The sequence below is a fragment of the Streptomyces roseus genome (assembly GCF_001044425.1).
GTDB classification, from domain to species: Bacteria; Actinomycetota; Actinomycetes; order Streptomycetales; family Streptomycetaceae; genus Streptomyces; species Streptomyces roseus.
In genome coordinates, this window is record NZ_LFML01000061.1 from 48,953 (window position 1) to 70,522 (window position 21,570).

Sequence of the window (21,570 nt, forward strand, 5' to 3'; positions counted from 1 at the left end):
GGAGCTTCATACCGAAACCCTAGACGCCGGGCCGTCGCCCCCCCGAGCGCCCCCGGGGGGAACCTCCGCCCTCCTCCAGGAGTACCCGGGCGGCCCGGCATACCGCACCTGCGGTACCCGCCCCGACCTGCGGCGTGCGCCGGGGGGCGGGAGGATGTCGGCATGCTGCTCGCCGAGGTCGCGCGTGTGTCCCGGGAGGTCGCCGAGACCTCCGCCCGCTCCGGCAAGACCGCCCTGCTCGCGGAGCTGTTCTCCAGCGCGCCGCCCGCGGAGGCCGGCCTGGTCATCTCGTACCTCTCCGGACGTCTGCCGCAGGGCCGGCCGGGCATCGGCTGGCGGGCGCTCGCCCGGGAGGTGGAACCCGCCGCCGAGCCCACTCTGACCGTGACCGCCGTCGACGCGGCGGTGACCGAGTACGCCGCTCTCGCCGGAGCGGGCTCCCAGGCCGGACGTCGCCGCGTCCTCGACGCCCTGCTCGGCGCGGCCACCGCCCCCGAGCAGCGGTTCCTGCGCAGCCTGCTCTCCGGCGAGGTCCGCCAGGGGGCTCTCGACGCGGTCGCCCTGGAAGGGGTCGCCGCGGCCGCCGCGGTGCCCGCCGCCGAGCTGCGCCGCGCCGTGATGCTCGACGGCTCGCTGGCGCGGGTGGCCGCCGCCGTACTGGCCGACGGCGCGGCGGCACTGCGCGGGGTCACCCTGCGCGTCGGACAGCCCGTACAGCCGATGCTGGCCAATACCGCCAAGTCGGTGGCGCAGGCCCTGGCGGCGCTCGGGCCCTGCGCGGTGGAGGAGAAGCTCGACGGGATCCGGGTGCAGGTGCACCGCGACGGGGACGACGTACGGGTGTACACGCGCTCCCTCGACGACATCACCGGCCGGCTGCCGGAGGTGGCCGAGCTGGCGCGGACGTTCCCGGGGGAGCGGTTCATCCTCGACGGGGAGGTGATCGGGCAGGCGCCGGACGGCCGGCCCGTGTCCTTCCAGGAGGTCGCGAGCCGGGTCGGATCGCGGATCGACGTCGAGGCGGCCCGGAGGGCGCTGCCCGTCGTCCCGTACTTCTTCGACGTGCTGGCGTCCGGGGACGAGGTGCTCCTGGACCTCCCGGTGCGCGAGCGGTACGCGGCGCTCGCCGCCCTCGTGCCCGAGGATTCCAGGGTCCGCCGGCTCGTGGTGGAGGACCCGGGGGAGCAGGCGGCCGCCGCCGAGGAGTTCTGGGCCGAGACCCTGCGCCGCGGCCACGAAGGGGTCATGGCCAAGGGCCTCGACTCCACCTACGCGGCCGGGCGGCGCGGCAAGCACTGGCTCAAGGTGAAACCGGTCCACACCCTCGACCTGGTGGTGCTCGCCGTCGAATGGGGCCACGGCCGGCGCACCGGACTGCTGTCGAACCTGCACCTCGGCGCCCGGGCCGCCGACGGCACCTTCGCCATGCTCGGCAAGACGTTCAAGGGCCTCACCGACGAGATGCTGCGCTGGCAGACGGAGCGGCTGCGGGAGCTGGCGGTGGAGGACGACGGCTTCACCGTGCGGGTGCGGCCCGAACTGGTCGTGGAGATCGCCTACGACGGCCTCCAGCGCTCCCCGCGCTACCCGGCCGGGGTCGCGCTGCGCTTCGCGCGGGTGCTCAGGCACCGTCCCGACAAGCGGGCGGACGAGGCGGACACGGTGGAGACGGTGCTCGGAGAGGGCTGACGGGTCCGCTGACGGGCCCCCGGCGCCCCCGGCTTTTGCCTCGGAGGCAAGGGAAATTGCCAGGGAGGCAGGTTTCTGGCTCAATCGGGGCATGACAACCGGTTCTGCCTCCGGCCCCGAAGACCCCGGCACCGGCGCCGAAGGCGACGAGCTGCCCTCCGTGGCCCCGCAACTGCGCGACCTGCGCCGCCGCGCCGGTCTCACCCTGGAGGCCGCCGCCGCGCGCGCCCGGCTCTCGCCCGCGCACCTGTCCCGCCTGGAGACCGGTCGGCGCCAGCCCTCGCTGCCGCTCCTGCTCGGACTCGCCCGTACCTACGGTACGACGGTCTCGGAACTGCTGGGCGAGACCCCCGCCGTCGCCGATCCCATCGTACGGGCGGGCGGCCCGGGCGCCCGCGAGGCCGACGGGTGGACGTACTGGCAGGCCGGCGGCTCCGGCCGCGGGATGCAGGCGCTGCGCGTGCACGTCCCCCACGGCCGCAGCCAGGGCGAGCTGGTCCGCGTCCATCCCGGCGAGGAGTGGCTCTACGTCCTGGCCGGCCGGCTGCGGCTGCACCTGGGCGAGACCGAGCACCTGCTGGAGCCGGGGGACAGCGCGCACTTCGACTCGCTCACCCCGCACCGGATCGGCGCGGCCACGCCGGGCGGCGCCGACCTGCTGTTCGTCCACACCCTGCTGCAGAGCAGCCTCGCCGGTCTGTGCCTCGGCGGCGGCGCCTCCGGCGCACCCGCGCACCCCTGACAACGTCCAGCCCCTGGAGCCACACCATGAACATCCAGTCCAAGTTCCCGCGCGGTCTGGTGATTCGGCTGATCGCGTACTTGTTCGTCGGCCACCTCTTCGCGTTCTTCGTCTACCTCCTCTTCGTCCTCGGCGGCCAGAACCAGTAACGAAGGCCGGGCCCGCGACTCTGGAAACGTGCAGGTCCTGTCGCTACCCTCCGCGCATGATTTCCACGGTTGTCTGGGGTACCGGCAACGTCGGCCGTTTGGCCATCCGTGCCGTAGAGGCCCATCCGGCGCTGAAACTGGCCGCCGTCATCGTCCACCATCCCGACAAAATCGGCCGCGAGGCGGGCCGGCTCGGCGGACTCGACCACGACACCGGGGTCCTGGCCACCGACGACATCGAGGCGGTCCTCGCCGCCCGGCCGCAGGCCGTCGTCTACGCGGCCTCCGGCGACACCCGCCCCGACGACGCGCTCGCCGACATCACCCGGGCGGTCCGCTGCGGCGCGGTCGTCGTCAGCCCCGCCCTCTACCCGCTCTACGACCACCGGAGCGCACCGCCCGAGTTCCGCGATCCGGTGGCGGCCGCCGTCGCGGAGGGCGGCGGCTCGCTGTTCGCCTCAGGCGTCGACCCCGGCTGGGGCAACGACGTGCTCCCGCTCCTGCTCAGCGGTGTCGCCGGCACCATCGACGCCATCCGCTGCCAGGAGATATTCGACTACTCCACCTACGACCAGCCGGATTCGGTCCGCTACCTCGTCGGCATGGGCCAGCCCATGGACTTCGAGCCGATGATGCTCATGCCGTCCGTCCCCACCATGGTCTGGGGCGGGCAGATCCGCATGATGGCCCGGGCCCTCGGCGTCGAACTCGACGAGATCCGCGAGACGGTGGACCGCCGTCCCCTCGACACCACCGTAACCACGCGCACCATGGGCGAGTTCACGGCCGGCACCCAGGGTGCCATCCGCTTCGAGGTACAGGGCATCGTCGGGGGCGAACCCCGCCTGGTCATCGAACACGTCACCCGCATCCACGCCTCCTGCGCCCCCGACTGGCCGTCCCCGCCCGACGGCGGCGACGGCGCCCACCGCGTGATCATCGAGGGCAGCCCGCACATCGAGGTCACCGTCGAGGCCACCGACGAGGGGGAGAACCGCTCGGCGGGCGGCAACGCCACCGCCGTCGGCCGCCTGGTCGGTGCCATCGACTGGCTGGTGGAGGCCGAACCGGGCCTCTACGACGCCCTCGACGTCCCCCTGCGCCCCGCCATCGGCAAGCTCGGAAGGAAACAGCCATGAGGATCGACATACCTGAAGGCCAGCACCCGATCGAGTACGTGTGGGGCGACATGGTCCCCGGGATCGGGATGGCCGCCGCGAACTTCTCCCTGTCGGTGTACGCCCACACCACCCTGGGGCTGCGCGAGTTCGAGGCCGCGCGGCTGCGCGTCGCGCAGATCAACGGCTGCGTGTTCTGCCTGGACTGGCGGACCGAGCGGGACGGGGAGAAGGTCGAGGAGGAGTTCTCCGACGCCGTCACCGAGTGGCGCACCACGGACCGGTTCGACGAACGGACCCGGCTGGCCGCGGAGTACGCGGAGCGCTACACGCTCGACCACCACAACCTCGACGAGGAGTTCTGGGAGCGGATGACCGCGCACTACAGCCAGCTCGAAATCGTGGAGCTGACGATGAGCATCGGGTCCTGGCTGGCCTTCGGCCGGCTCAACCACGTGCTGGGCCTCGACAGCGTGTGCGTACTGCCGGGTCACTGAGGCCCGTCGCGCGGGCCACGGGTCCGGGGCCGGCCGGAGTGTCCGACGGCCCCGGTTCTGCGTACGGATCGCCGGATCGCCTACAGGTCGGTGGCGATGATCTTCTCGATGTTGCGCTCGGCGAGCGCCGTGATGGTGACGAACGGGTTGACGCTGGTGTTGCCGGGGATCAGCGCGCCGTCGATCACGTAGAGGCCGGTGTATCCGTGCAGGCGGCCGTAGTTGTCGGTGGCCTTGTTCAGGACCGCACCGCCGAGGGGGTGGTAGGTGAGGTGGTCGCCCCAGATCTTGTTGAGGCCGAACAGGTCCGTCCGGTAGATCGTCCCCTCCTTCGAGTTGATCTTGTCGAAGATGGTCTTGGCCATGTCGATGGACGGCTGCTTCCACGCCGTCTGCCAGTTCAGCTCGACGCTTCCCGAGGCCGCGTTGTACGTGAACTCGGCGCGGTGGGGGTTCTTGGTGATCGACAGGTAGAAGGAGGCGTACGTCTCGATCCCCGTCGGCAGCGGCGCGACCTCGGCGAACGCCCCGCCCGCGTCCCAGTTGTCGATGCCGCCGCAGGGGATCGACGCCTGGACCTTGCCGGTCGGGTCCCACATGTGGTTGGCCCGCCCGCACATGACGTTGCCGTTGTCCCCCCAGCCCTTGCCGATCTCGCCGTTGAGGGCGGGCAGCGCGCCGGTGGCCTTGAGCCTGACGAGCAGCTTGCTGGTGCCGACGCTGCCGGCCGCGAAGAACACCTTGGCGGCGACCACGGTCTTGGTGGCGGTCGTGGCGCCGGTGGTGTCGATCTGCTCGATGACCACGGTGTAGCCGCCGCCCGGCGCGGGGGAGACGGACGTGACCTTGTGCAGCGGGGAGATGGTCACCCTGCCCGTGGCCCTGGCCTGTGCGAGGTAGGTCTTCTGCAGGGACTTCTTGCCGTGGTTGTTGCCGTAGAGGATCTCCCCGGCCACCGCGGACTTGGGGACGGTGCCCGCCGCCTCCTGCTTCATGTAGTCCCAGTCGTAGACGTCCGGTACGAAGACGAACGGGAAGCCGGAGCGCTGGGCGTGCTTGCGGCCGACGCGGGCGAACTGGTAGCAGTCGACGGTGTCGAACCAGGCCGGGTCGATCAGGCCGACGCCCAGCCCGGCGTTGGCCCGGGGGTAGTAGGTGCCGTACATCTCCTCCGCGTCCACCGACGGGAGGATGGCGGCGAAGTTCGCCCGTCTCGGGGTGACGGCCATACCGCCGTTGACCAGCGAGCCGCCGCCGACTCCGCGGCCCTGGTAGACGATGATGCCGCCCATATCCTCGGCGTCCAGGATCCCGGTGTAGCGGGGGATGTCCTTGTCGATCGGAAAGCCGAGGAAGTTGCTCAGGGGCTGCTTGGTCTTGGTCCGCAGCCAGTACGAACGCTGGTCGGGCGTGGTCGTGTTGCAGAAGATCTTGCCATCGGAGCCCGGGGTGTCCCAGGCCATGCCCATCTCGATCATGTGGACGTCGACGCCGGCCTGGGCGAGCCGCAGGGCGGCGACGGAGCCCCCGTAGCCGGTGCCGATCACCAGAGCCGGTACGTGGGCGCCGTTGTCGATGGGGCCGGCGGCCGCTTCCGTCGAGGCGGCCGCTCGCGCCTGGGCCGGGGTGATCTGACCGGCGAGGGCCGCAGCGCCCAGGATGGAACTTGTTCCAGCTATGAATCCACGACGCGAGATCCCCTTGGAGCCTGACTTGTGCAGGGCTTTGTCACTCATGTGACGTTCCTCACTCTCGGCGGAATGGGAACGAGTTCTACTGCCGGTCGCATGCGAAGTCACTACATACGGCTAGGTAACTTTCGGCCTGTCATGGCACAGGGGCGGCCGCCGGCGAGCGCCGGACCCAGGCCAGGACCAGCAGCGAAGCCACCGCCGCGAAGGCGCACCAGGGGGAGGCGAATTCCAGCCGCCACAGCGCTGAGCAGGCCAATGCCCCGGCGGCGAGCACGGCGCCGAGGAGCCGCAGCCGCCGGTCGCCGGAGAGCAGCAGGGCTCCCAGCGTGGCGAAGAGGTAGCCCGCGAGGACGAGCGGCATCCACGGAACCTTCACGCCGTATCCCACGGTGTGCCCCCGGATCTCGGCGACGGCGGGCCGCGTCGCGAGGCAGTACGCGAGCACGGCGGCGGTGGCGAGGCCCGCGGCCGCCGGCGCCCACAGGCGCGGCCGGTCCACCGGGGCGGCCGCGAGCAGGACCCCGAGCGGCACCCAGACCGGCAGCACCGGCAGCGCGATCACTACCCACGCCGTGGTGGCCGGGCCGCAGCCGCCGCCCGCGCGCCACACGGCGGCCTCCACCAGCTGGTGGGCTCCCAGCAGCAGCGGCAGTGCGGCGACCGGCAGATCCCGGGCCCGTCGTACGCGCGCCACGCACACGACGCCGACGGCGGTGACGACCGCACCGGCGGTCAGATCGGCCGTGGCGTTCCAGCACATGGGGCGCCGCCGCCGGTCAGGGTTTCGCCGCCCTCGGGGGTTCGAGCGGGGGCGAGGCCGTCGCGCAGAAGGTGTGGCACTCCGGGTGACACCCCGCCCCGGGCACGGGCTTGCGCACGGTGACCCAGGACACCGCGGAGCCCGCCACCAGCAGCCCCGCGCACCACAGCATGGCCCGCCCGAACGCGGCGTCGAACTCGGTCGCCGAGCGGTACGCCTCCGGTCCCATGCCGGCCAGCAGCGGCAGCGCCGCGACCGACAGCAGCCCGGCCGCCCGCGCGGCCGCGTTGTTGATGCCGCTGGCCAGGCCCGCCCGGCCCGGGTCCACCGAGGACAGCACGGTCGCCGTCAGCGGAGCCACCAGCGCCACCATGCCCAGGCCCATCACGACCATCGCCGGCAGTACGTCCCGTACGTACGAGGCCTGTGGTCCCACCCGCAGCATCAGGAGCATTCCGGCCGCGCACAACAGCGGCCCCACCGTGAGCGGGATGCGCGGCCCGATCCTCTCCCCGAGCGCCCCCGAGCGGGCCGACAGCAGCAGCATGAGCGCGGTGGCGGGCAGCAGCGAAGCCCCGGCGGCCAGCGCCGAGAAGCCTGAGACCACCTGGAGCTGGAGCACGACGAGGAAGAAGAACCCGCCGAAGGCCGCGTACACGAACAGGGTGACGACGTTGACCGCGGTGAACTGGCGGGAGGAGAAGATGTCGGGCGGCAGCATCGGGTCGGAGCGGTGCCGCTCGACGTACACGAACAAGGCGGACAGCAGGACGCCCCCGAGGGCCGAGGCGACCACCACCGGGGAGCCGGAGCGGGCCTCGATCAGCGCGTACGTCAGCAGGGCGAGGGCCGCGGCCCCGAGGACGGCGCCGAGCACGTCGAAGCGCCCGTGCGCCTGTGGATCGCGCGATTCCGGGACGTGCCGCAGGGCGATGGGCACGCACACCGCGGCCACCGGCACGTTCAGCAGGAACACCCAGCGCCAGCCGGGCCCGTCCACCAGCCAGCCCCCGAGGAAGGGCCCCACGGCCGCTCCCACCCCGCCGAAGCCCGACCACAGCCCGACGGCCCGGGCCCGGTCCTGGCCGGCGATCGAGCCCTGGATCAGGGCGAGGGAGCCGGGGGTCAGCAGCGCCCCGCCGATGCCCTGGAGTGCCCGGGCGGCGATCAGGACCCCGGCGTTCGGCGCGATCCCGCACAGCAGCGAGCCGGCCGCGAACCACGCCACGCCGAGCACGAAGACCCGGCGCCGCCCGAACCGGTCGCCGAGCGCCCCGCCGACCAGGATGAGCCCGGCCAGGGTGACCAGGTACGCGTTGACCGTCCACTGGAGCACTGCCAGGTCGGCACCCAGATCCTCCCCGATGCGGGGCAGGGCGACGTTGACGACGGTCGAGTCGAGCAGGGCCATGGTCGAACCGAGCACGGTGGCCACCACGATCCACCGGCCCTGGGCGGACGACAGCTTCACGCCGGACCCGGCCGGAACGCGCTCTTCCGTACCCGGCACTGGATCGCTCATGTCTTCAGGCTGGCCCGCCGCGGCCGGAAAGGCCACCCCGGGCGCGCAGGACGAGGCTCATTACGCGCCCTTGTAATGTCCATGACCCCTCCTTCACCATGACCGCGCACGTCGCGCACGCCCTTCCCGCACAACCTGCACACGGCGTCCGAGGAGGACCACACGTGGCCCAACGCAACAGGCGACGATCATTACGTGCGGCGCTCGCCGCTCTCACCGCGGCCCTGCTCCTGCCCGCCGGGGCGGGCGTGGCGGCGGCGGCGCCGGAACCCGGCCCCACCCCCGCGGCGGCCGAGCGCAAGATCGAGCCGAAGCTCCGCACCCAGCTCGACGACTCCGGCAAGGCCGTCTTCTGGGTCTACCTGGACAGCGCCGCCGACCTGACGGCGGCGGGGCGGCAGAAGACCCGCGCCGCCAAGGCCGAAACGGTCCTGCGCACCAAGCGGGAGCACGCCGCGCGCAGCCAGGCCGAGGTGGTCAGAGCCCTCGACGGAGCCGAGGCCGAGTACACCTCGTACTGGATCGTGAACGCCGTCCGCGTCGTCGGCAGCCGGAAACTCGCCGGCGCCCTCGCGCAGCGCCCCGAGGTCGCCCGGATCGACGCCGACGACAAGGTCACCCTCCCCGAGCCGGCTGCGGGCAAGCGGGAGAAGGCCGGCGCCGACGCGGTCGAGTGGAACATCGACCGCATCAAGGCCCCGCAGGTCTGGGACCAGCTCGGCGTGCGCGGGGAGGGCATCGTCGTCGCCAACATCGACAGCGGCGTCGACTACACGCACCCGGCCGTGAGCGCCCAGTACCGCGGCAAGAACGCCGACGGCACGTACGACCACAACCACAACTGGTTCGACCCGGCCGGCGTCTGCCCCACCGCGGCCCCCTGCGACAACAACGACCACGGCACCCACACCATGGGCACCATGGTCGGCGACGACGGGGGAGCCAACAAGATCGGCGTGGCCCCCGGCGCCCGATGGATCGCCGCCAAGGGCTGCGAGACCAACTCCTGCTCCGAGGCCTCCCTCCTCGCCGCGGGCCAGTGGATCGTCGCACCGACCGACCTGAGCGGCCACAACCCGCGCCCCGACCTCGCCCCGCACGTCGTCAACAACTCCTGGGGCAGCGCCACGCACGACGACTGGTACCAGCAGATCGTCGACACCTGGCGCGCCGCCGGCATCTTCCCGGCCTTCTCCAACGGGAACTCCGGCCCCGGTTGCGCCACCAGCGGCTCGCCCGGCGACTACGCGAACTCCTACAGCTCCGGCGCCTTCGACATCAACGGCGCCATCGCGTCGTTCTCCTCGCGCGGAGCCGGCCCCGGCGGCATCGTCAAGCCGAACATCGCGGCCCCCGGCGTGAACGTCCGCTCCTCCGTCCCCGGCGGCACGTACGAGGCCTTCTCCGGCACCTCGATGGCCTCACCGCACACCGCCGCCACCGTGGCCCTGCTCTGGTCCGCCGCCCCCGCCCTCGAAGGCGACGTGGCGCAGACCGAGCAGCTGCTGAACGGCACCGCCCAGGACACCGACAACGGCCAGTGCGGCGGCACCGCCGCCGACAACAACGTGTTCGGCGAGGGCAAACTCGACGCGTTCGCCGCCGTCTCGGCGGCCCCGCGCGGGGCCGTCGGCGCCGTCTCCGGCACCGTCCGCTCGGCCGGCGCGCCGGTCGCGGGCGCCAAGGTCACCGCCGCCGGCCCGATCGGCCGTACGACGACCACCGCGGCCGACGGCACCTACACCTTCCGCTTCCTGTCGGTGGGCGAGTACACCCTGACCGTCTCCAAGTTCGGCTACGGCGGGCAGACCTCGACGGCCACGGTGACCGAGAACGCCACCACCACCGGCGACTTCACCCTCACCCAGGCCCCCTCGGGCAGGCTCACCGGCACCGTCACCTCGCCCGCCGGCCCCGCCGCGGGCGCCACCGTCACCGTCGCGGACACCCCGGTCACCGCGACCGCCGACGAGCAGGGCCGCTTCGAGGTCACCCTGCCGTACGGCACCTACGAGGTACGGGCCACGCACCCCTCCCGCTGCGTCACCGGCGGCAGCACCCGGACCACCGTCGCGGGCGACACCCCGGTCACGGTCACGCTCCCCGAACGCACCGACGGATACGGCTACGCCTGCGCCACGCCCGGCGGCCGCCCATACGCGGCCGGGGACCGGCAGCTGGCGCTGACCGGCGACAACACCACCGAGCGCGTCGACCTCCCGTTCCCCGTCCCGCTGTACGGCAAGACGTACGGCCAGGCCTGGATCGGGACGAACGGCACCGTCAGCTTCGGCGGCAACAACACCGGCGACATCAACGGGGACCTCCCCAGCGCGGCCACGCCCAACGCGGCGCTCTACCCCTTCTGGGACGACCTGGTCGTCGGCGCGGCCGGCAGCGGCTCGGGCGTCTTCACCGGCGTCACCGGCACCGCCCCGCACCGCGCGTACGTGATCGAGTGGCGCGAGGTGTCCCACTGGTCGGCGCAGACCGACAGGTTCTCGTTCTCGGCGGCCATCGGCGAGGACGGCAGCGTGGTCTACACGTACAAGGGGACGGGCGGCACCGGTATCAAGGGCGGCTCCTCGGCCACGGTCGGTGTGGAGAACGCGAGCGGCACCGACGCCTTCGCGTACTCCTTCAACCAGGCCGGCATCACCGACGGGCTCGCCATCGCCTTCAGGACCACCAGGAGCGGGGTGGTCGCGGGCAAAGTGCTCGACGCGAACGACGGCAAGGGAGTCGCGGGCGCCACGGTGACCGTCGGAACCGGGGACACGGCGGTCTCGGCGACCACGGCGGCGGACGGCGGGTACGTCGTCCAGAGCCCCTCCGGTGCGCGCGCGGTGTCCCTCACCGCCCCGGCGTACGAGTCCGCGGCGGCGACGGTGGACGTCAAGGCCGCCGACGTCACGACGATGGCGCAGTCCCTGCGCACGGGCCGGGTGACCGCCTCCGGCGCGGCGGTCGAGGTCGTCCTGCCCGCGGACCAGAAGCGGACCCGCACCCTCGACCTGACCAACCCGGGCCTGGGCACGGACTTCACGGTGACCGAGGACGCGGCCTGGCTGACGGCCACCCCCGGGACCGGGAACCTCCCGACCGGCGGCAGGACCGCGCTCGCCCTGGCCGTGGACACCAAGGGCCTGGCGGCGGGGACGGTCCTGACGGCCGACCTGAAGATCGCCTCGGCGAGCGGGCGGTCCCCGGTCCTGACCGTCCCCGTCAAGGTCGTGGTCCCGCGCTACCAGGTGGCCCTCGACGCGGGCTCGGACTCCGCGGCCACGGACGCACTCGGGGACGGCTGGTCCCCGGACCGCAAGTACACCGCCGGCTCGTACGGCTACCAGGGCAGCTCCCAGGTGCACTCCACCGGACGCACGATCGCCGGTACGGCCGACCAGAAGCTGCTGCGCAGCGCCCGTGAGGGCATGTACGAGTACCGCTTCGACAACGTCCCGAACGGCACGTACACCGTGGAGCTCGGCTTCGCGGAGCTGTCGTCGACCAAGCCGAACAAGCGGGTCTTCGACGTGATGGCGGAGGGCACGCAGGTGCTGCCCTCGCTGGACATCGCGCTGGAGTCGGGCGGCTCGTACACGGCCCTGGCCCGGACGTACACGGTCACGGTCACCGACGGCGTGCTCGACGTCCGCTTCGTCGCGCACGGGGGGTACGGCAAGCCGCTGCTGAACTCCCTGCGGGTGACGGACCGCCCCGACAAGGGCTGACGGGCACCGGCGGGCAGCGGGGGCGGGTCGCCGGAGGGCGGCCCGCCCCTGTGCGTACGGGGAGCGGCCGGCCCACGGTTGTCCGGGCCGGGCGCGGCTGGCATTCGGGTGGCCCGCGGCGCATCCGGGCCACCCCGGGGCGCCGGACCGGCGGGCCCGGCCGGGCGGTGGCTAGCGTGGAGCCCATGACGCTCCAGAGCGACCGCGCGGGCGCGCCCGACGCAGCCGGCGTGGAAATCCGGATCCGGGCGGTGCTCCAGGCCGCGGATCCCGAGGCGGTGTGGGCGGTCGGCGGGCCCGACGGCCCGCACGCCGGTCCGGCGGACGAGGCCCCGGCCCGCGACGTCGGCGCGCTGATGCCCGTACTCGCGCTGTGGCCGGTGATCGGGAGCCTGGTGACCGAGGAGGCGCTGCGGCTGCACACGCCGCTGACGGCGTACGGGATCGAGGCCGATGCCGCGACCACCGCCCACCACCTGCTGAGCCACTCCACCGGCCCCGCGGCCCACACCGCCCTCGCCCGCCTCGCCGAACACCTCACCGGCGTCCCCCTCGCCGAGCTGGCCGCAATCCGCGTCTGGCGCCCCCTCGGGATGACCGGTACCGCCTTCGCCGACGGCACCCTCTACGCGCCACCGGCCGACCTCGTCCGCTTCCTGAGCCACCTCCTCTCCCCGGCGGCGCAGCCCCTCAGCCGCGCCTGGGTCGGCGAATCGCTCCGCATCCGCACCGGGGAGCTGACCCCGGCCCGCGGCCTCCTCTGGCACCCGGCCCCGCACGGCACCTGGTCGTACGGCGAAACCGCGACGGTCTGGCTCGCCCCCCGCCTCGGGCGCTGGGCCCTGCTCCTCCCCACCCGGCCGCCGGGCCCCCTCCGCACCGCCTTCCGCGAGGCGGCCTTTCCGGCCTCCGCCCCGACGCCCGTGTAACCGGCCCCGCCGCGGTAACCGCGATGCCCCGATCCGGGTGGGGCGGGTCCGCGCGCGGGTGGTGCTCGGGGCGCGGGTGGGACCGGAGGGACGTACGGTGAGGGCGATGTCACCGACCGTTGGTTTCCGGCCGCGCGCGGAGGTACCCGGATGCGCACGCTTCACGAGGCCGCCCCGGGCGTCCCGCCGGAGGACCCCGCCCCGGCGGCCCGATCCCAGGGAGGTGGTGCCGCCATGACCGGTCCCGATACGACGCAGGCCGCCGTCTCACGCGGGCAGCGGGCGCGGGCCGACCGCGCCGGGTCCGTCCGGTTCGCCGCCGGCCGCGCCCTTCCGCTCTTCGTGCGCGGCCGCGGCTCCGGCGGCGCCCGACCGGCCTTCTCCCCCGACGCGCTGCGCGCCCTGCGCGCCCGCCACGGCGGGGCTCCCGTCCTCGTACGCGGGCTCTCCGGAGCGGTCCTCGTGCTGCTCGACCGCCCGGAACTCGGGCAGTTCTACGCAGCCGAACCCGGCGCCACCCCGTGGGCCGGCCCCGGGGAGGTCCCCTCCCGCGACGCCGTCCACGCCGTCGTCGCCGAGGAAGCCCGGCACCTCACCGCCGCCACCACCCTCGACCTCCTCCGCGCCCGGCACACCGTGGCCCGCGCCGCCCGCCGGATCGTGCTCGGGGACGGCGCGGCCGCCGGGGCCGGGCGCCCCACCGGGCTGTTCGGCCGGTTCCGCCGCCACGGCGGCGACGGGCACGCGTCGCCCGGCAGCTCCGCCGCGTACGCCGGCCGGGAGGAACAGGCCCTGCGGGCCATGGACGGCATCCCGGCCACGGTGCTCCGCACGCTGCTCCTGATCGGCACCCACCCCGCCGAGCAGGACGCGGCGGCCGCCGAAGCCGCCGGATCCGCCTCCCCCCAGGAGCTGCCCCGGCTGCGGGCCTGCGTACGGGAGTGCCTCCGCCTCTACCCGGTGGTCCCCGACCTGGTCCGCGTCACCCGTACCGACACCGAGTGGCGGGGCGTACGCCACCCCGCCGGCACCACCGTCCTGCTGCCCGCCCACTTCCACCAGCGCGATCCGGAACACGTGCCCGCCGCGCACGTCTTCGTACCGGGCCGCTGGAAGGCCCCCGGCGCGCAGGAGGACATCAGGATGGCCCCCTTCGGCCACGGCCCGGGCCGCTGCCCGGGCGACCGGCTGGGCCTGCTGATCACCACGGCCCTGTGCGCCGAGGTCCTGCGCCACCGCCGGATCACGGCCACCCGACCGGTACTCGACCCGCCCGGCCCACTGCCCGTGGCACTGGATCCGCGCGGCATCCGGCTCACCCTCACCCGCCGCTGACGCCACTCGTCGCCGGCCGAACCCTCCGACGCCACCCTTCCCACCGACCTCCCGCGAGGATCCCATGTCCGACGCAGCGACCTCCGCGCCCACCGACCCGGACGCCGAGCTGCTCGACGCCCTGTGCCGCGAGCTCGCCGAGGCCGCCGACGCCGTCGGCGAAGCCGCCCGGCACGCCTCCGAACTGGCCCTCGGCGCCCGGCTCCCGGCCGCCTCCCTGCGCCGCCGCGGCGCCCGCTCCCGCAGCGGCTGGCGCACCCTGCTGCGCACCCTCACCGATCCGGCGGGCCTGGGCTGGGCCCCGCGCGGCCGGGGCGTGGCGCGGGCCGGCTGGTTCGCCGGGATCGTCACGGGCCGCGAGAGCCTCGCCGTCAGCCTCGCCGTCTGCGGACTCAAGGCCCGGATCCGGGCGGCGAGCGCGGAGCGGCCCGATCTGCTGGACGACCCCGACTGCGCGGCGATCCTGCGGGCCGTGGACGAGGAGCGGCAGGCAGCGGCCGCGCGGTTCTTCCGCCGGCTCATGCGGGACCGGGGCGCCGAGCGGGCGTTCGCGCTGCTGTCCCCGTCCTTCGCCGACCTGTTCGCCTGGAACGCGCTGACCGACGCGAACCCCTTCAACGATCACGCGGGCTGGCAGGTGGCCACAGGCCGGGCCGTGCCCGCGCAGCCCCTGCTCGGACTCGGCGCCGCCGTCCGGGCGTTCTTCGACCGTGACCGGGACCGGGACCGGGACCGAGATCGCGTCCGTGATCGGGACCGGGACGGCGACCAGGGCCGACAGCCCGCTCCGGCCGCCCCGCACCGGGGCTGCGTCCACACCCTCGGGCTCCTCGGCACCGGCGGCATCCTCCTCGTCCAGCCCTGGCGCAGCCGGTGAGCCCCGCCCACCGGCGGCACCGCCCCGGCGCGCCGGACCCGGCCGACGGCCTGCGCGAGCACTCCGCCACCCTGCGCTCCCACGCGCTCCGGCTGCACGCGGCAGCCGAAGCGCTGGACTGGCGGGGCCCGCAGGCCGACGCGTTCCGTGCCGAGGTCGCCGCCCTGGCCGAGCGCTGCGCCACCGCCGCCGGCGGCCTCGCCGTGGCGGCCGACCAGCTGGAGGAGACGCGGACGCCGTAGCGGTCGGCGGTTACAGGACGAGTGACAGGAGCAGGACGAAGCCCAGCCCGGCCACCGAGATGATGGTCTCCATCACCGACCAGGTCTTGACGGTCTGGCCGACCGTCATCCCGAAGTACTCCTTGACCAGCCAGAACCCGGCGTCGTTGACGTGGCTGAAGAACAGCGAGCCCGACCCGATCGCCAGCACCAGCAGGGAGGTCTCCGTGGTCGACATACCCGCGGCCAGCGGAGCCACGAGCCCGGCCGCCGAGATCGTGGCCACCGTGGCCGAGCCGGTGGCGAGCCGGATGGCCACGGCGATCAGCCAGGCCAGCAGCAGGGCGGGGACCGACCAGCTCTGCGACAGTTCCAGGATCATCCGGCCGACGCCCGCGTCGATCAGGGTCTGCTTGAAGCCCCCGCCCGCGCCGACGATGAGCAGGATGCCCGCGATCGGCGCCAGCGACTTCTCCACCGTCGTGGAGAGCCGCGCCTTCGTGAAGCCGGCCGCCCGTCCGAGCGTGAACATGCCCACGAACACCGCCGCGAGCAGCGCGATCAGCGGGGATCCCGCGACGTCGGTGACCCGCTGGAGCCCGTTGTGCGGATCGTCGACAACGATGTCGACCAGCGCCTTGACCAGCATCAGACCCACCGGCAGCAGCACGGTGAACACGGTCGCCCCGAACCGCGGGCGGTGCTCCAGCTCCGCCGAGGGCCGCTGCGGGACCATCTGCTCGGGCGCCTGGATGTCGACCCAGCGGGCCGCGTACCGGGAGAACACCGGCCCGGCGAGGATCACGGTGGGGATCGCCACCACCACGCCGAGCGCGAGCGTCACGCCGAGGTTGGCGTGCAGCGCGTCGATGGCGACGAGCGGGCCGGGGTGCGGCGGGATGAGCCCGTGCATGACGGACAGGCCGGCCAGCGCCGGGATGCCGATCCGCATCAGGGAGTAGTTGCCGCGCTTGGCCACGAGCAGCACCACCGGGATCAGCAGCACGATGCCGACCTCGAAGAAGAGCGGCAGCCCGATCACCGAGGCGATCAGCACCATGGCCCACGGCATCGCCCGGCCCCTGGCCTTGGCGAGGATGGTGTCGACGATCTCGTCCGCGCCGCCCGAGTCGGCGAGGAGCCGGCCGAGGATCGCGCCGAGCGCGATCAGTACACCGACCCCCGCGACCGTGGCGCCGAGCCCGGCCGTGAAACTCGCGATGGTCTTGTCCAGCGGGGCGCCCGCGAACACCCCGAGGGCGAGCGAGCCGACCGTCAGCGCGAGGAAGGCGTGCAGCCTGAGGCGGGTAATGAGCAGGACGATGACGGCGATGGCCGCGAGGACGGCGATGCCCAGTTGGGCGTTCCCGGCCGAGGTGATCGGTGCGGGGGCGGCGGCGGCCAGTATCTCGACGCTGAGACCTGTCACGGTGGGGTTCCTTAGCTTTCTCGGGAGGGAGCGGGGTGCGGGCCGGAGCCGGGCAGTGCGGACAGCGCGGCCAGGGCCCGTTCGGCGATCTCCTCGGGTGATCCGCTGACGTCGACGACGACGCCGGATTCGTCCTCCTGGAGCGGCTCCAGCGCGGCGAACTGCGAGTCCAGCAGGGTGGTCGGCATGAAGTGGCCGGTACGCTCCGCCATGCGCCGTTCGATCAGCGCACGGTCGCCGGCGAGATGGACGAACACGGCGTCGGGCGCGGCGCCGCGCAGCCGGTCCCGGTACGCGCGCTTGAGCGCCGACGAGGCCAGCACCGCGCCCTGTCCTGCCGGGCGGGCGCGGAGCCAGGCGGCGATGGCGTCCAGCCAGGGCCACCGGTCCGCGTCGTCCAGCGGGATGCCGGCGGACATCTTGGCGACATTGGCCGCCGGGTGGAACGCGTCGCCCTCCACGTAGGGGAGGCCGAGCCCGTCGGCGAGCAGCCTGCCCACGGTCGTCTTGCCCGTGCCGGCCACGCCCATCACCACCAGCACGCGCTGGGTGCCGCTCACGTCGTACCTCGCTGTCCTCGTCGACATCGGTTCGTGCGCCCTCACTGAAGCTCATTAAGTAGTACTTATTCAAGAGGTCGACGGCAAAACATCACATCTTTTGTCCACCGCGTGGTCACCGTACGCTTACGCCATGACCACCGAAGGCCAGGGACTCCACTCCCGCGTGCTGGACACCCTCGGCCTCGCGATCACCGCGGGCGAGCACCCGCCCGGCAGCGTCCTGCGCACCGACGAGATCGCGGAGCGCTTCGACGCCTCGCGCACCGTGGTCCGCGAGGTCGTCCGCGTCCTGGAGTCCATGCAGCTGGTCGAATCCCGCCGCCGGGTCGGCGTCACCGTGCGCCCCGCGCAGGAGTGGAACGTCTACGACCCGCGCGTCATCCGCTGGCGCCTCGCCGGTGCGGACCGCCCCCGCCAACTGCGCTCGCTGACCGTGCTGCGCTCCGCGATCGAGCCGGTCGCGGCCGGTCTCGCCGCCGTCCGGGCCACCCCCGAGCAGTGCGCCGCGCTCACCGGGGCGGCCCTCGGCATGGTCAGCACCTCGCGCGGCCACCAGCTGGACGCGTACCTGCGCCACGACATCGAATTCCACCGGATCGTGCTGAACGCCTCCGGCAACGAGATGTTCGCCCGGCTCGGCGACGTCGTCGCCGAGGTCCTGACCGGCCGTACGCAGCACGCGGTGATGTTCCCCGACCCCGACCCGGCCGCCGTCACCCTCCACGTCCAGGTCGCCGAGGCCGTACGGGAGGGTGACGCGGCCCGTGCCGAATCCCTGACCCGGAAGATCGCGGTGGGCGCCCTGGAGGAGCTGGACGTCCTCGCACCGGCGCCCACTACTGCGTGACCGGCTCCTGGCACGCGTCCACCGGCGCGGGTGCACCCGACGCGCGTTCGCCGCTTCGCGGGTCACCGCATCGGGTGCACCCAAGAGCCTTTCACCTGCGGGTCGTTCAGTACGCCGTTCCCACCGGTGCGGTGTCGAAGCCCGCGTAGTACGCGGCGGCCATGTCCTCGTCCGCGTGGCCTCCCGCCGCCGCGCGCTGCATGCGCGCCCCGGTGGCCCGGGCCAGGTCGACCGCGACACCCGCCCGGTCCGCCGCCTCCGCGATCAGACCGGTGTCCTTCTCCGCCCCGTACACCGTGAAGCTGGGCGCGAAGTCCCGTTCGAGGACGGCCTTCATCTTCGCCTGGAGGTACGGGTTGTCCATCGGGCCGCCGGTGAGCGCCTGCGCGAACAGGCCCGGGTCCACCCCGAGCCCCTCCGCCAGCGCGAGGGCCTCGCCCACGGCCGCCGTCATGGTGATCGCGTACCCGACCGTGGTCAGCTTCAGCCGGGTCGCCGCGCCCGCCTCGGGCCCCGCCCACAGCGTCTTGGCGCCGACCGCGCCGAAGACCGGTTCCAGCCGCGGGTCGGACGGCCCGGAGGCCAGGACGACCAGGGTCCCGGCCTCGGCGGGCTGCCGGGTGCCCTGCACCGGGGCGTCCACGAACACCAGGCCGTGCTCCTGCGCGAAGCCGGCCAGTTCGTCGAGCGCGCTCACGCCGACCGTGCTCATCTGCGCCCACACCTGACCCGCGCGCAGCCCCGGAGCGGCGGCGGCCATAGCCTGCGCCACGGCCGGGCCGTCCGTCAGCATGGTCAGCACCACGTCGGCCCCGGCGACCGCCTCGGCCGGGGTGTCCACGACCACCGCGCCGTCCGCGGCGAGCGGTTCGGCCTTGTCCCGGGTCCGGTTCCACACCCGCAGCCCCAGCCCGGCCCGCAGCAGGTTCCGGCCCATCCCCGAGCCCATGATCCCGGTGCCCAGCAGTGCGACAGTGTTCACGGCGTCACTTCCCTTTCGGATACGTCCAGTCCGTCCCCTCCAGTCTCGACGCCGCACCCCTCTCAGGAGGTCATTCCGCGCCGTGCGCCGTCTGGCGCGGCGTCGTCTGCTGGACCGCCCAGCCGTTGCCGTCCGGGTCGGAGAAGTAGACGAACGAGCCCCACGGCATGTCCTGGACCACCGTCACCTCGATGCCCCGGCCGCGCAGGTCCTCGTACGCCTCCTCGATGTCGGCGACGACGACCTGCATGTTGTCCAGCGAGCCCGGGGCCATCCGGGTGAGCCCCTTGCCCAGGGCGATCGAGCAGGCCGACCCCGGCGGGGTCAGCTGCACGAAGCGGACGTCCTCGCTCACGGTGACGTCGTGGTCGGCGTGGAAGCCGACCCGCTCGTAGAAGGCCTTGGCCCGGTCGACGTCGGTGACGGGGACGGCGACCAGCTCCAGCTTGATGTCCATCGGTGCTCCACGTGCTCCACGGTCGGTGCTCGGCGGGGGGCCCGCGGCTCGCGGCCCCCCGGCATCATGCTCCCGCGGCCGGTACGGCGCCGCCCGGAGCGGTTTGCCGGGCCCCGTCCGCGGCGGCGAACTGGGTCCGGTACAGCTCCTCGTAGCGGCCGCCCGCGGCCAGCAGCGCGGTGTGCGTGCCGCGCTCCACGATCCGGCCCTCCTCGACCACCAGGATCAGGTCGGCCGCCTGGACGGTCGACAGCCGGTGCGCGATCACCACGGCGGTCCGGCCCGCCAGGGCCTCGCCCAGCGCCTCCTGCACCGCGGCCTCCGACGTGGAGTCCAGGTGCGCCGTCGCCTCGTCCAGGATGACCACGCGCTGCCGGGCCAGCAGCAGCCGGGCGATCGTCAGCCGCTGCCGCTCGCCGCCGGAGAGGCGGTAGCCGCGTTCACCGACCACCGTGTCCAGGCCGTCCGGCAGCGAGGCGACGAGCCCGTCCAGCCGCGAGCGCCGCAGGGCCTCCCAGATCTCCTCCTCGTCCGCCTCCGGCCGGGCCAGCAGCAGATTGGAGCGCACCGACTCGTGGAAGAGGTGCCCGTCCTGGGTCACCATGCCGAGCGTCTCCCGGATGGAGTCGGACGTGAGGTCCCGTACGTCGACCCCGCCGAGGCGGACCGAGCCCGCGTCGGCGTCGTACAGCCGCGGCAGCAACTGGGCGATGGTCGACTTCCCGGCGCCGGAGGAGCCGACGAGGGCGACCATCTGCCCCGGCTCGGCGCGGAAGGACACCTCGTGCAGGACCTGCGTACCGCCCCGGGCGTCGAGGACCGCGACCTCCTCCAGCGAGGCGAGCGAGACCTTGTCGGGGGAGGGGTAGCCGAAGGAGACCCGGTCGAACTCCACGGCGACCGGCCCCTCCGGCACCCGGCGGGCGTCCGGCTTCTGGGCGATCAGCGGTTTCAGGTCGAGGATCTCGAAGACCCGCTCGAAGCTCACCAGGGCGCTCATCACCTCGACGCGGGCGCCGGCGAGCGAGGTCAGCGGCGCGTACAGCCGGGTCAGCAGCAGGGCGAGGGCGACGACGTTCCCGGCGTCCAGGGTGCCGCGCAGGGCGTAGTGGCCGCCGAGCCCGTAGACGAGGGCGAGCGCGAGCGCCGAGACCAGGGTGAGCGCGGTGATGAACGCCGACTGGGCCATCGCCGTGCGGATCCCGATGTCGCGTACGCGCGCCGCCCGCGCCGCGAACTCCGCGGACTCGTCGGCGGGCCGCCCGAACAGCTTGACGAGGGTGGCGCCGGGTGCGGAGAAGCGCTCCGTCATCTGCGTGCCCATCGCCGCGTTCAGGGTCGACGCCTCCCGCTGCATGGCGGCCATCCGGGCCCCCATGCGGCGGGCGGGCAGCACGAACACCGGCAGCAGGACCAGGGCCAGCAGGGTGATCTGCCAGGAGATGCCCAGCATCACGGCCAGCGTCAGCACCAGGGTCACCGTGTTGGCGACCACCCCGGACAGCGTGTTGCTGAACGCGCGCTGAGCGCCGATGACGTCGTTGTTGAGCCGGCTGACCAGCGCTCCGGTGCGGGTCCGGGTGAAGAAGGCGACCGGCATCCGCTGCACGTGGTCGAAGACGGCCGTCCGCAGGTCGAGGATCAGCCCCTCCCCGAGGGTGGCCGACAGCTTGCGGGTGAGCAGCCCGAGCCCAGCCTCGGCCACCGCGATGACCGCGATGAGCAGGGCGAGCCGGGTGACCGTACCGCCGTCCTCGCCGTCCACGATGGCGGTGACCACCCGGCTGGCGAGGACCGGGGTGGCCACCGCGAGCAGCGCGGTCACGACACTGAGCAGCAGGAAGAAGGTGAGCCCGCGGCGGTGCGGGCGGGCGAATGCGGCGACCCGGCGCAGGCTCTCCCGGGAGAGCGGGCGCCGGTCCTGCCGGGCGTTCATCGCGCTGTGCAGCGATGTCCAGGCGGTGACTTCCATGTCCATACGGGGAACGCTAGGACCTCAACCAAACTTGAGGTCAATGGATCGGCCGG

General features: G+C 73.6%; 19 protein-coding genes. 11 read left to right on the top strand and 8 right to left on the bottom strand.

Features of this window, described 5'->3' with window-relative positions; translation table 11 throughout:
- Positions 1–162: 162 nt before the first annotated feature.
- The 5 genes from ACS04_RS16220 to ACS04_RS16240 all read left to right on the top strand — a co-directional run bounded on the left by ACS04_RS16220 (position 163) and on the right by ACS04_RS16240 (position 4,195).
- Entirely contained in the window at positions 163–1,689 is a 1,527-nt protein-coding gene (locus tag ACS04_RS16220) for an ATP-dependent DNA ligase (RefSeq protein WP_048477323.1), read from the top strand.
- A gap of 91 nt (positions 1,690–1,780) precedes the next feature.
- On the top strand, positions 1,781–2,431 hold the full coding sequence (locus ACS04_RS16225) for a helix-turn-helix domain-containing protein (protein ID WP_048477324.1): 651 nt from the start codon (positions 1,781–1,783) through the stop codon (positions 2,429–2,431).
- A 26-nt stretch (positions 2,432–2,457) separates the two neighbouring features.
- Positions 2,458–2,580 carry a DUF6126 family protein gene (locus tag ACS04_RS16230; protein WP_037635127.1) on the top strand — a complete coding sequence of 41 codons (123 nt, stop codon included), beginning with the start codon at positions 2,458–2,460 and terminating at the stop codon, positions 2,578–2,580.
- 56 nt (positions 2,581–2,636) lie between these two features.
- On the top strand, positions 2,637–3,719 hold the full coding sequence (locus ACS04_RS16235; RefSeq protein WP_048477325.1) for an NAD(P)H-dependent amine dehydrogenase family protein: 1,083 nt from the start codon (positions 2,637–2,639) through the stop codon (positions 3,717–3,719).
- Positions 3,716–4,195, top strand: a complete 480-nt coding sequence (locus ACS04_RS16240; protein WP_030296442.1) for a carboxymuconolactone decarboxylase family protein — start codon at positions 3,716–3,718, stop codon at positions 4,193–4,195. The genes ACS04_RS16235 and ACS04_RS16240 overlap by 4 nt, the downstream gene beginning before the upstream one ends.
- Positions 4,196–4,275: 80 nt before the next feature.
- Here ACS04_RS16240 and ACS04_RS16245 read toward each other — a convergent pair whose 3' ends face one another.
- The 3 genes from ACS04_RS16245 to ACS04_RS16255 all read right to left on the bottom strand — a co-directional run bounded on the left by ACS04_RS16245 (position 4,276) and on the right by ACS04_RS16255 (position 8,171).
- Positions 4,276–5,931 (bottom strand): GMC oxidoreductase, encoded by a 1,656-nt coding sequence (locus ACS04_RS16245; RefSeq protein WP_048477326.1) that lies wholly within the window; start codon positions 5,929–5,931, stop codon positions 4,276–4,278.
- Positions 5,932–6,022: 91 nt separating this feature from the next.
- Positions 6,023–6,649, bottom strand: a complete 627-nt coding sequence (locus tag ACS04_RS16250) for a DUF6629 family protein (RefSeq protein WP_048477327.1) — start codon at positions 6,647–6,649, stop codon at positions 6,023–6,025.
- A 16-nt stretch (positions 6,650–6,665) separates the two neighbouring features.
- Positions 6,666–8,171, bottom strand: a complete 1,506-nt coding sequence (locus ACS04_RS16255; protein WP_048477328.1) for an MFS transporter — start codon at positions 8,169–8,171, stop codon at positions 6,666–6,668.
- Positions 8,172–8,335: 164 nt separating this feature from the next.
- Here ACS04_RS16255 and ACS04_RS40040 point away from each other — a divergent pair, with 164 nt between their 5' ends.
- The 5 genes from ACS04_RS40040 (at position 8,336) to ACS04_RS16280 (ending at position 15,285) form a co-directional block, all read left to right on the top strand.
- Complete coding sequence (locus ACS04_RS40040) at positions 8,336–11,902, top strand: S8 family serine peptidase (RefSeq protein ID WP_048477329.1); 3,567 nt, start codon at positions 8,336–8,338, stop codon at positions 11,900–11,902.
- Between the two features lie 185 nt (positions 11,903–12,087).
- Positions 12,088–12,831: a serine hydrolase domain-containing protein gene (locus ACS04_RS37495; RefSeq protein WP_048477330.1), complete on the top strand. Its 744-nt coding sequence runs from the start codon at positions 12,088–12,090 to the stop codon at positions 12,829–12,831.
- Positions 12,832–13,065: 234 nt separating this feature from the next.
- The gene (locus ACS04_RS35295; protein WP_158977308.1) at positions 13,066–14,166 is read left to right on the top strand and encodes a cytochrome P450; all 1,101 of its coding nucleotides are present in this window, start codon (positions 13,066–13,068) and stop codon (positions 14,164–14,166) included.
- A 64-nt stretch (positions 14,167–14,230) separates the two neighbouring features.
- Positions 14,231–15,043: a hypothetical protein gene (locus tag ACS04_RS16275; protein ID WP_053080798.1), complete on the top strand. Its 813-nt coding sequence runs from the start codon at positions 14,231–14,233 to the stop codon at positions 15,041–15,043.
- Positions 15,040–15,285: a hypothetical protein gene (locus ACS04_RS16280; RefSeq protein ID WP_048477331.1), complete on the top strand. Its 246-nt coding sequence runs from the start codon at positions 15,040–15,042 to the stop codon at positions 15,283–15,285. The genes ACS04_RS16275 and ACS04_RS16280 overlap by 4 nt, the downstream gene beginning before the upstream one ends.
- A gap of 10 nt (positions 15,286–15,295) precedes the next feature.
- Here ACS04_RS16280 and ACS04_RS16285 read toward each other — a convergent pair whose 3' ends face one another.
- The gene (locus ACS04_RS16285; protein WP_048477332.1) at positions 15,296–16,693 is read right to left on the bottom strand and encodes a GntT/GntP/DsdX family permease; all 1,398 of its coding nucleotides are present in this window, start codon (positions 16,691–16,693) and stop codon (positions 15,296–15,298) included.
- A gap of 11 nt (positions 16,694–16,704) precedes the next feature.
- Entirely contained in the window at positions 16,705–17,280 is a 576-nt protein-coding gene (locus tag ACS04_RS16290; protein WP_048477333.1) for a gluconokinase, read from the bottom strand.
- 106 nt (positions 17,281–17,386) lie between these two features.
- Between ACS04_RS16290 and ACS04_RS16295 the strand changes: the two genes are divergently transcribed.
- The gene (locus ACS04_RS16295; RefSeq protein WP_048477334.1) at positions 17,387–18,103 is read left to right on the top strand and encodes a FadR/GntR family transcriptional regulator; all 717 of its coding nucleotides are present in this window, start codon (positions 17,387–17,389) and stop codon (positions 18,101–18,103) included.
- A 106-nt stretch (positions 18,104–18,209) separates the two neighbouring features.
- Here the strand turns inward: ACS04_RS16295 and ACS04_RS16300 are convergent, their stop codons facing one another.
- From ACS04_RS16300 to ACS04_RS16310, 3 genes are all read right to left on the bottom strand, one after another.
- Entirely contained in the window at positions 18,210–19,085 is an 876-nt protein-coding gene (locus ACS04_RS16300; RefSeq protein ID WP_280921003.1) for an NAD(P)-dependent oxidoreductase, read from the bottom strand.
- 70 nt (positions 19,086–19,155) lie between these two features.
- Positions 19,156–19,542 carry a VOC family protein gene (locus ACS04_RS16305; protein WP_048477335.1) on the bottom strand — a complete coding sequence of 129 codons (387 nt, stop codon included), beginning with the start codon at positions 19,540–19,542 and terminating at the stop codon, positions 19,156–19,158.
- A gap of 64 nt (positions 19,543–19,606) precedes the next feature.
- On the bottom strand, positions 19,607–21,520 hold the full coding sequence (locus ACS04_RS16310) for an ABC transporter ATP-binding protein (RefSeq protein WP_048477336.1): 1,914 nt from the start codon (positions 21,518–21,520) through the stop codon (positions 19,607–19,609).
- Positions 21,521–21,570 lie beyond the last annotated feature (50 nt).

Bases quoted from the DNA above. Each gene is read 5' to 3' on its own strand.
- ACS04_RS16220 (WP_048477323.1), top strand. From the start codon at position 163: ATGCTGCTCGCCGAGGTCGCGCGTGTGTCCCGGGAGGTCGCCGAGACC.
- ACS04_RS16225 (WP_048477324.1), top strand. From the start codon at position 1,781: ATGACAACCGGTTCTGCCTCCGGCCCCGAAGACCCCGGCACCGGCGCC.
- ACS04_RS16230 (WP_037635127.1), top strand. From the start codon at position 2,458: ATGAACATCCAGTCCAAGTTCCCGCGCGGTCTGGTGATTCGGCTGATC.
- ACS04_RS16235 (WP_048477325.1), top strand. From the start codon at position 2,637: ATGATTTCCACGGTTGTCTGGGGTACCGGCAACGTCGGCCGTTTGGCC.
- ACS04_RS16240 (WP_030296442.1), top strand. From the start codon at position 3,716: ATGAGGATCGACATACCTGAAGGCCAGCACCCGATCGAGTACGTGTGG.
- ACS04_RS16245 (WP_048477326.1), bottom strand. From the start codon at position 5,931: ATGAGTGACAAAGCCCTGCACAAGTCAGGCTCCAAGGGGATCTCGCGT.
- ACS04_RS16250 (WP_048477327.1), bottom strand. From the start codon at position 6,649: ATGTGCTGGAACGCCACGGCCGATCTGACCGCCGGTGCGGTCGTCACC.
- ACS04_RS16255 (WP_048477328.1), bottom strand. From the start codon at position 8,171: ATGAGCGATCCAGTGCCGGGTACGGAAGAGCGCGTTCCGGCCGGGTCC.
- ACS04_RS37495 (WP_048477330.1), top strand. From the start codon at position 12,088: ATGACGCTCCAGAGCGACCGCGCGGGCGCGCCCGACGCAGCCGGCGTG.
- ACS04_RS35295 (WP_158977308.1), top strand. From the start codon at position 13,066: ATGACCGGTCCCGATACGACGCAGGCCGCCGTCTCACGCGGGCAGCGG.
- ACS04_RS16275 (WP_053080798.1), top strand. From the start codon at position 14,231: ATGTCCGACGCAGCGACCTCCGCGCCCACCGACCCGGACGCCGAGCTG.
- ACS04_RS16290 (WP_048477333.1), bottom strand. From the start codon at position 17,280: ATGTCGACGAGGACAGCGAGGTACGACGTGAGCGGCACCCAGCGCGTG.
- ACS04_RS16295 (WP_048477334.1), top strand. From the start codon at position 17,387: ATGACCACCGAAGGCCAGGGACTCCACTCCCGCGTGCTGGACACCCTC.
- ACS04_RS16305 (WP_048477335.1), bottom strand. From the start codon at position 19,542: ATGGACATCAAGCTGGAGCTGGTCGCCGTCCCCGTCACCGACGTCGAC.
- ACS04_RS16310 (WP_048477336.1), bottom strand. From the start codon at position 21,520: ATGGACATGGAAGTCACCGCCTGGACATCGCTGCACAGCGCGATGAAC.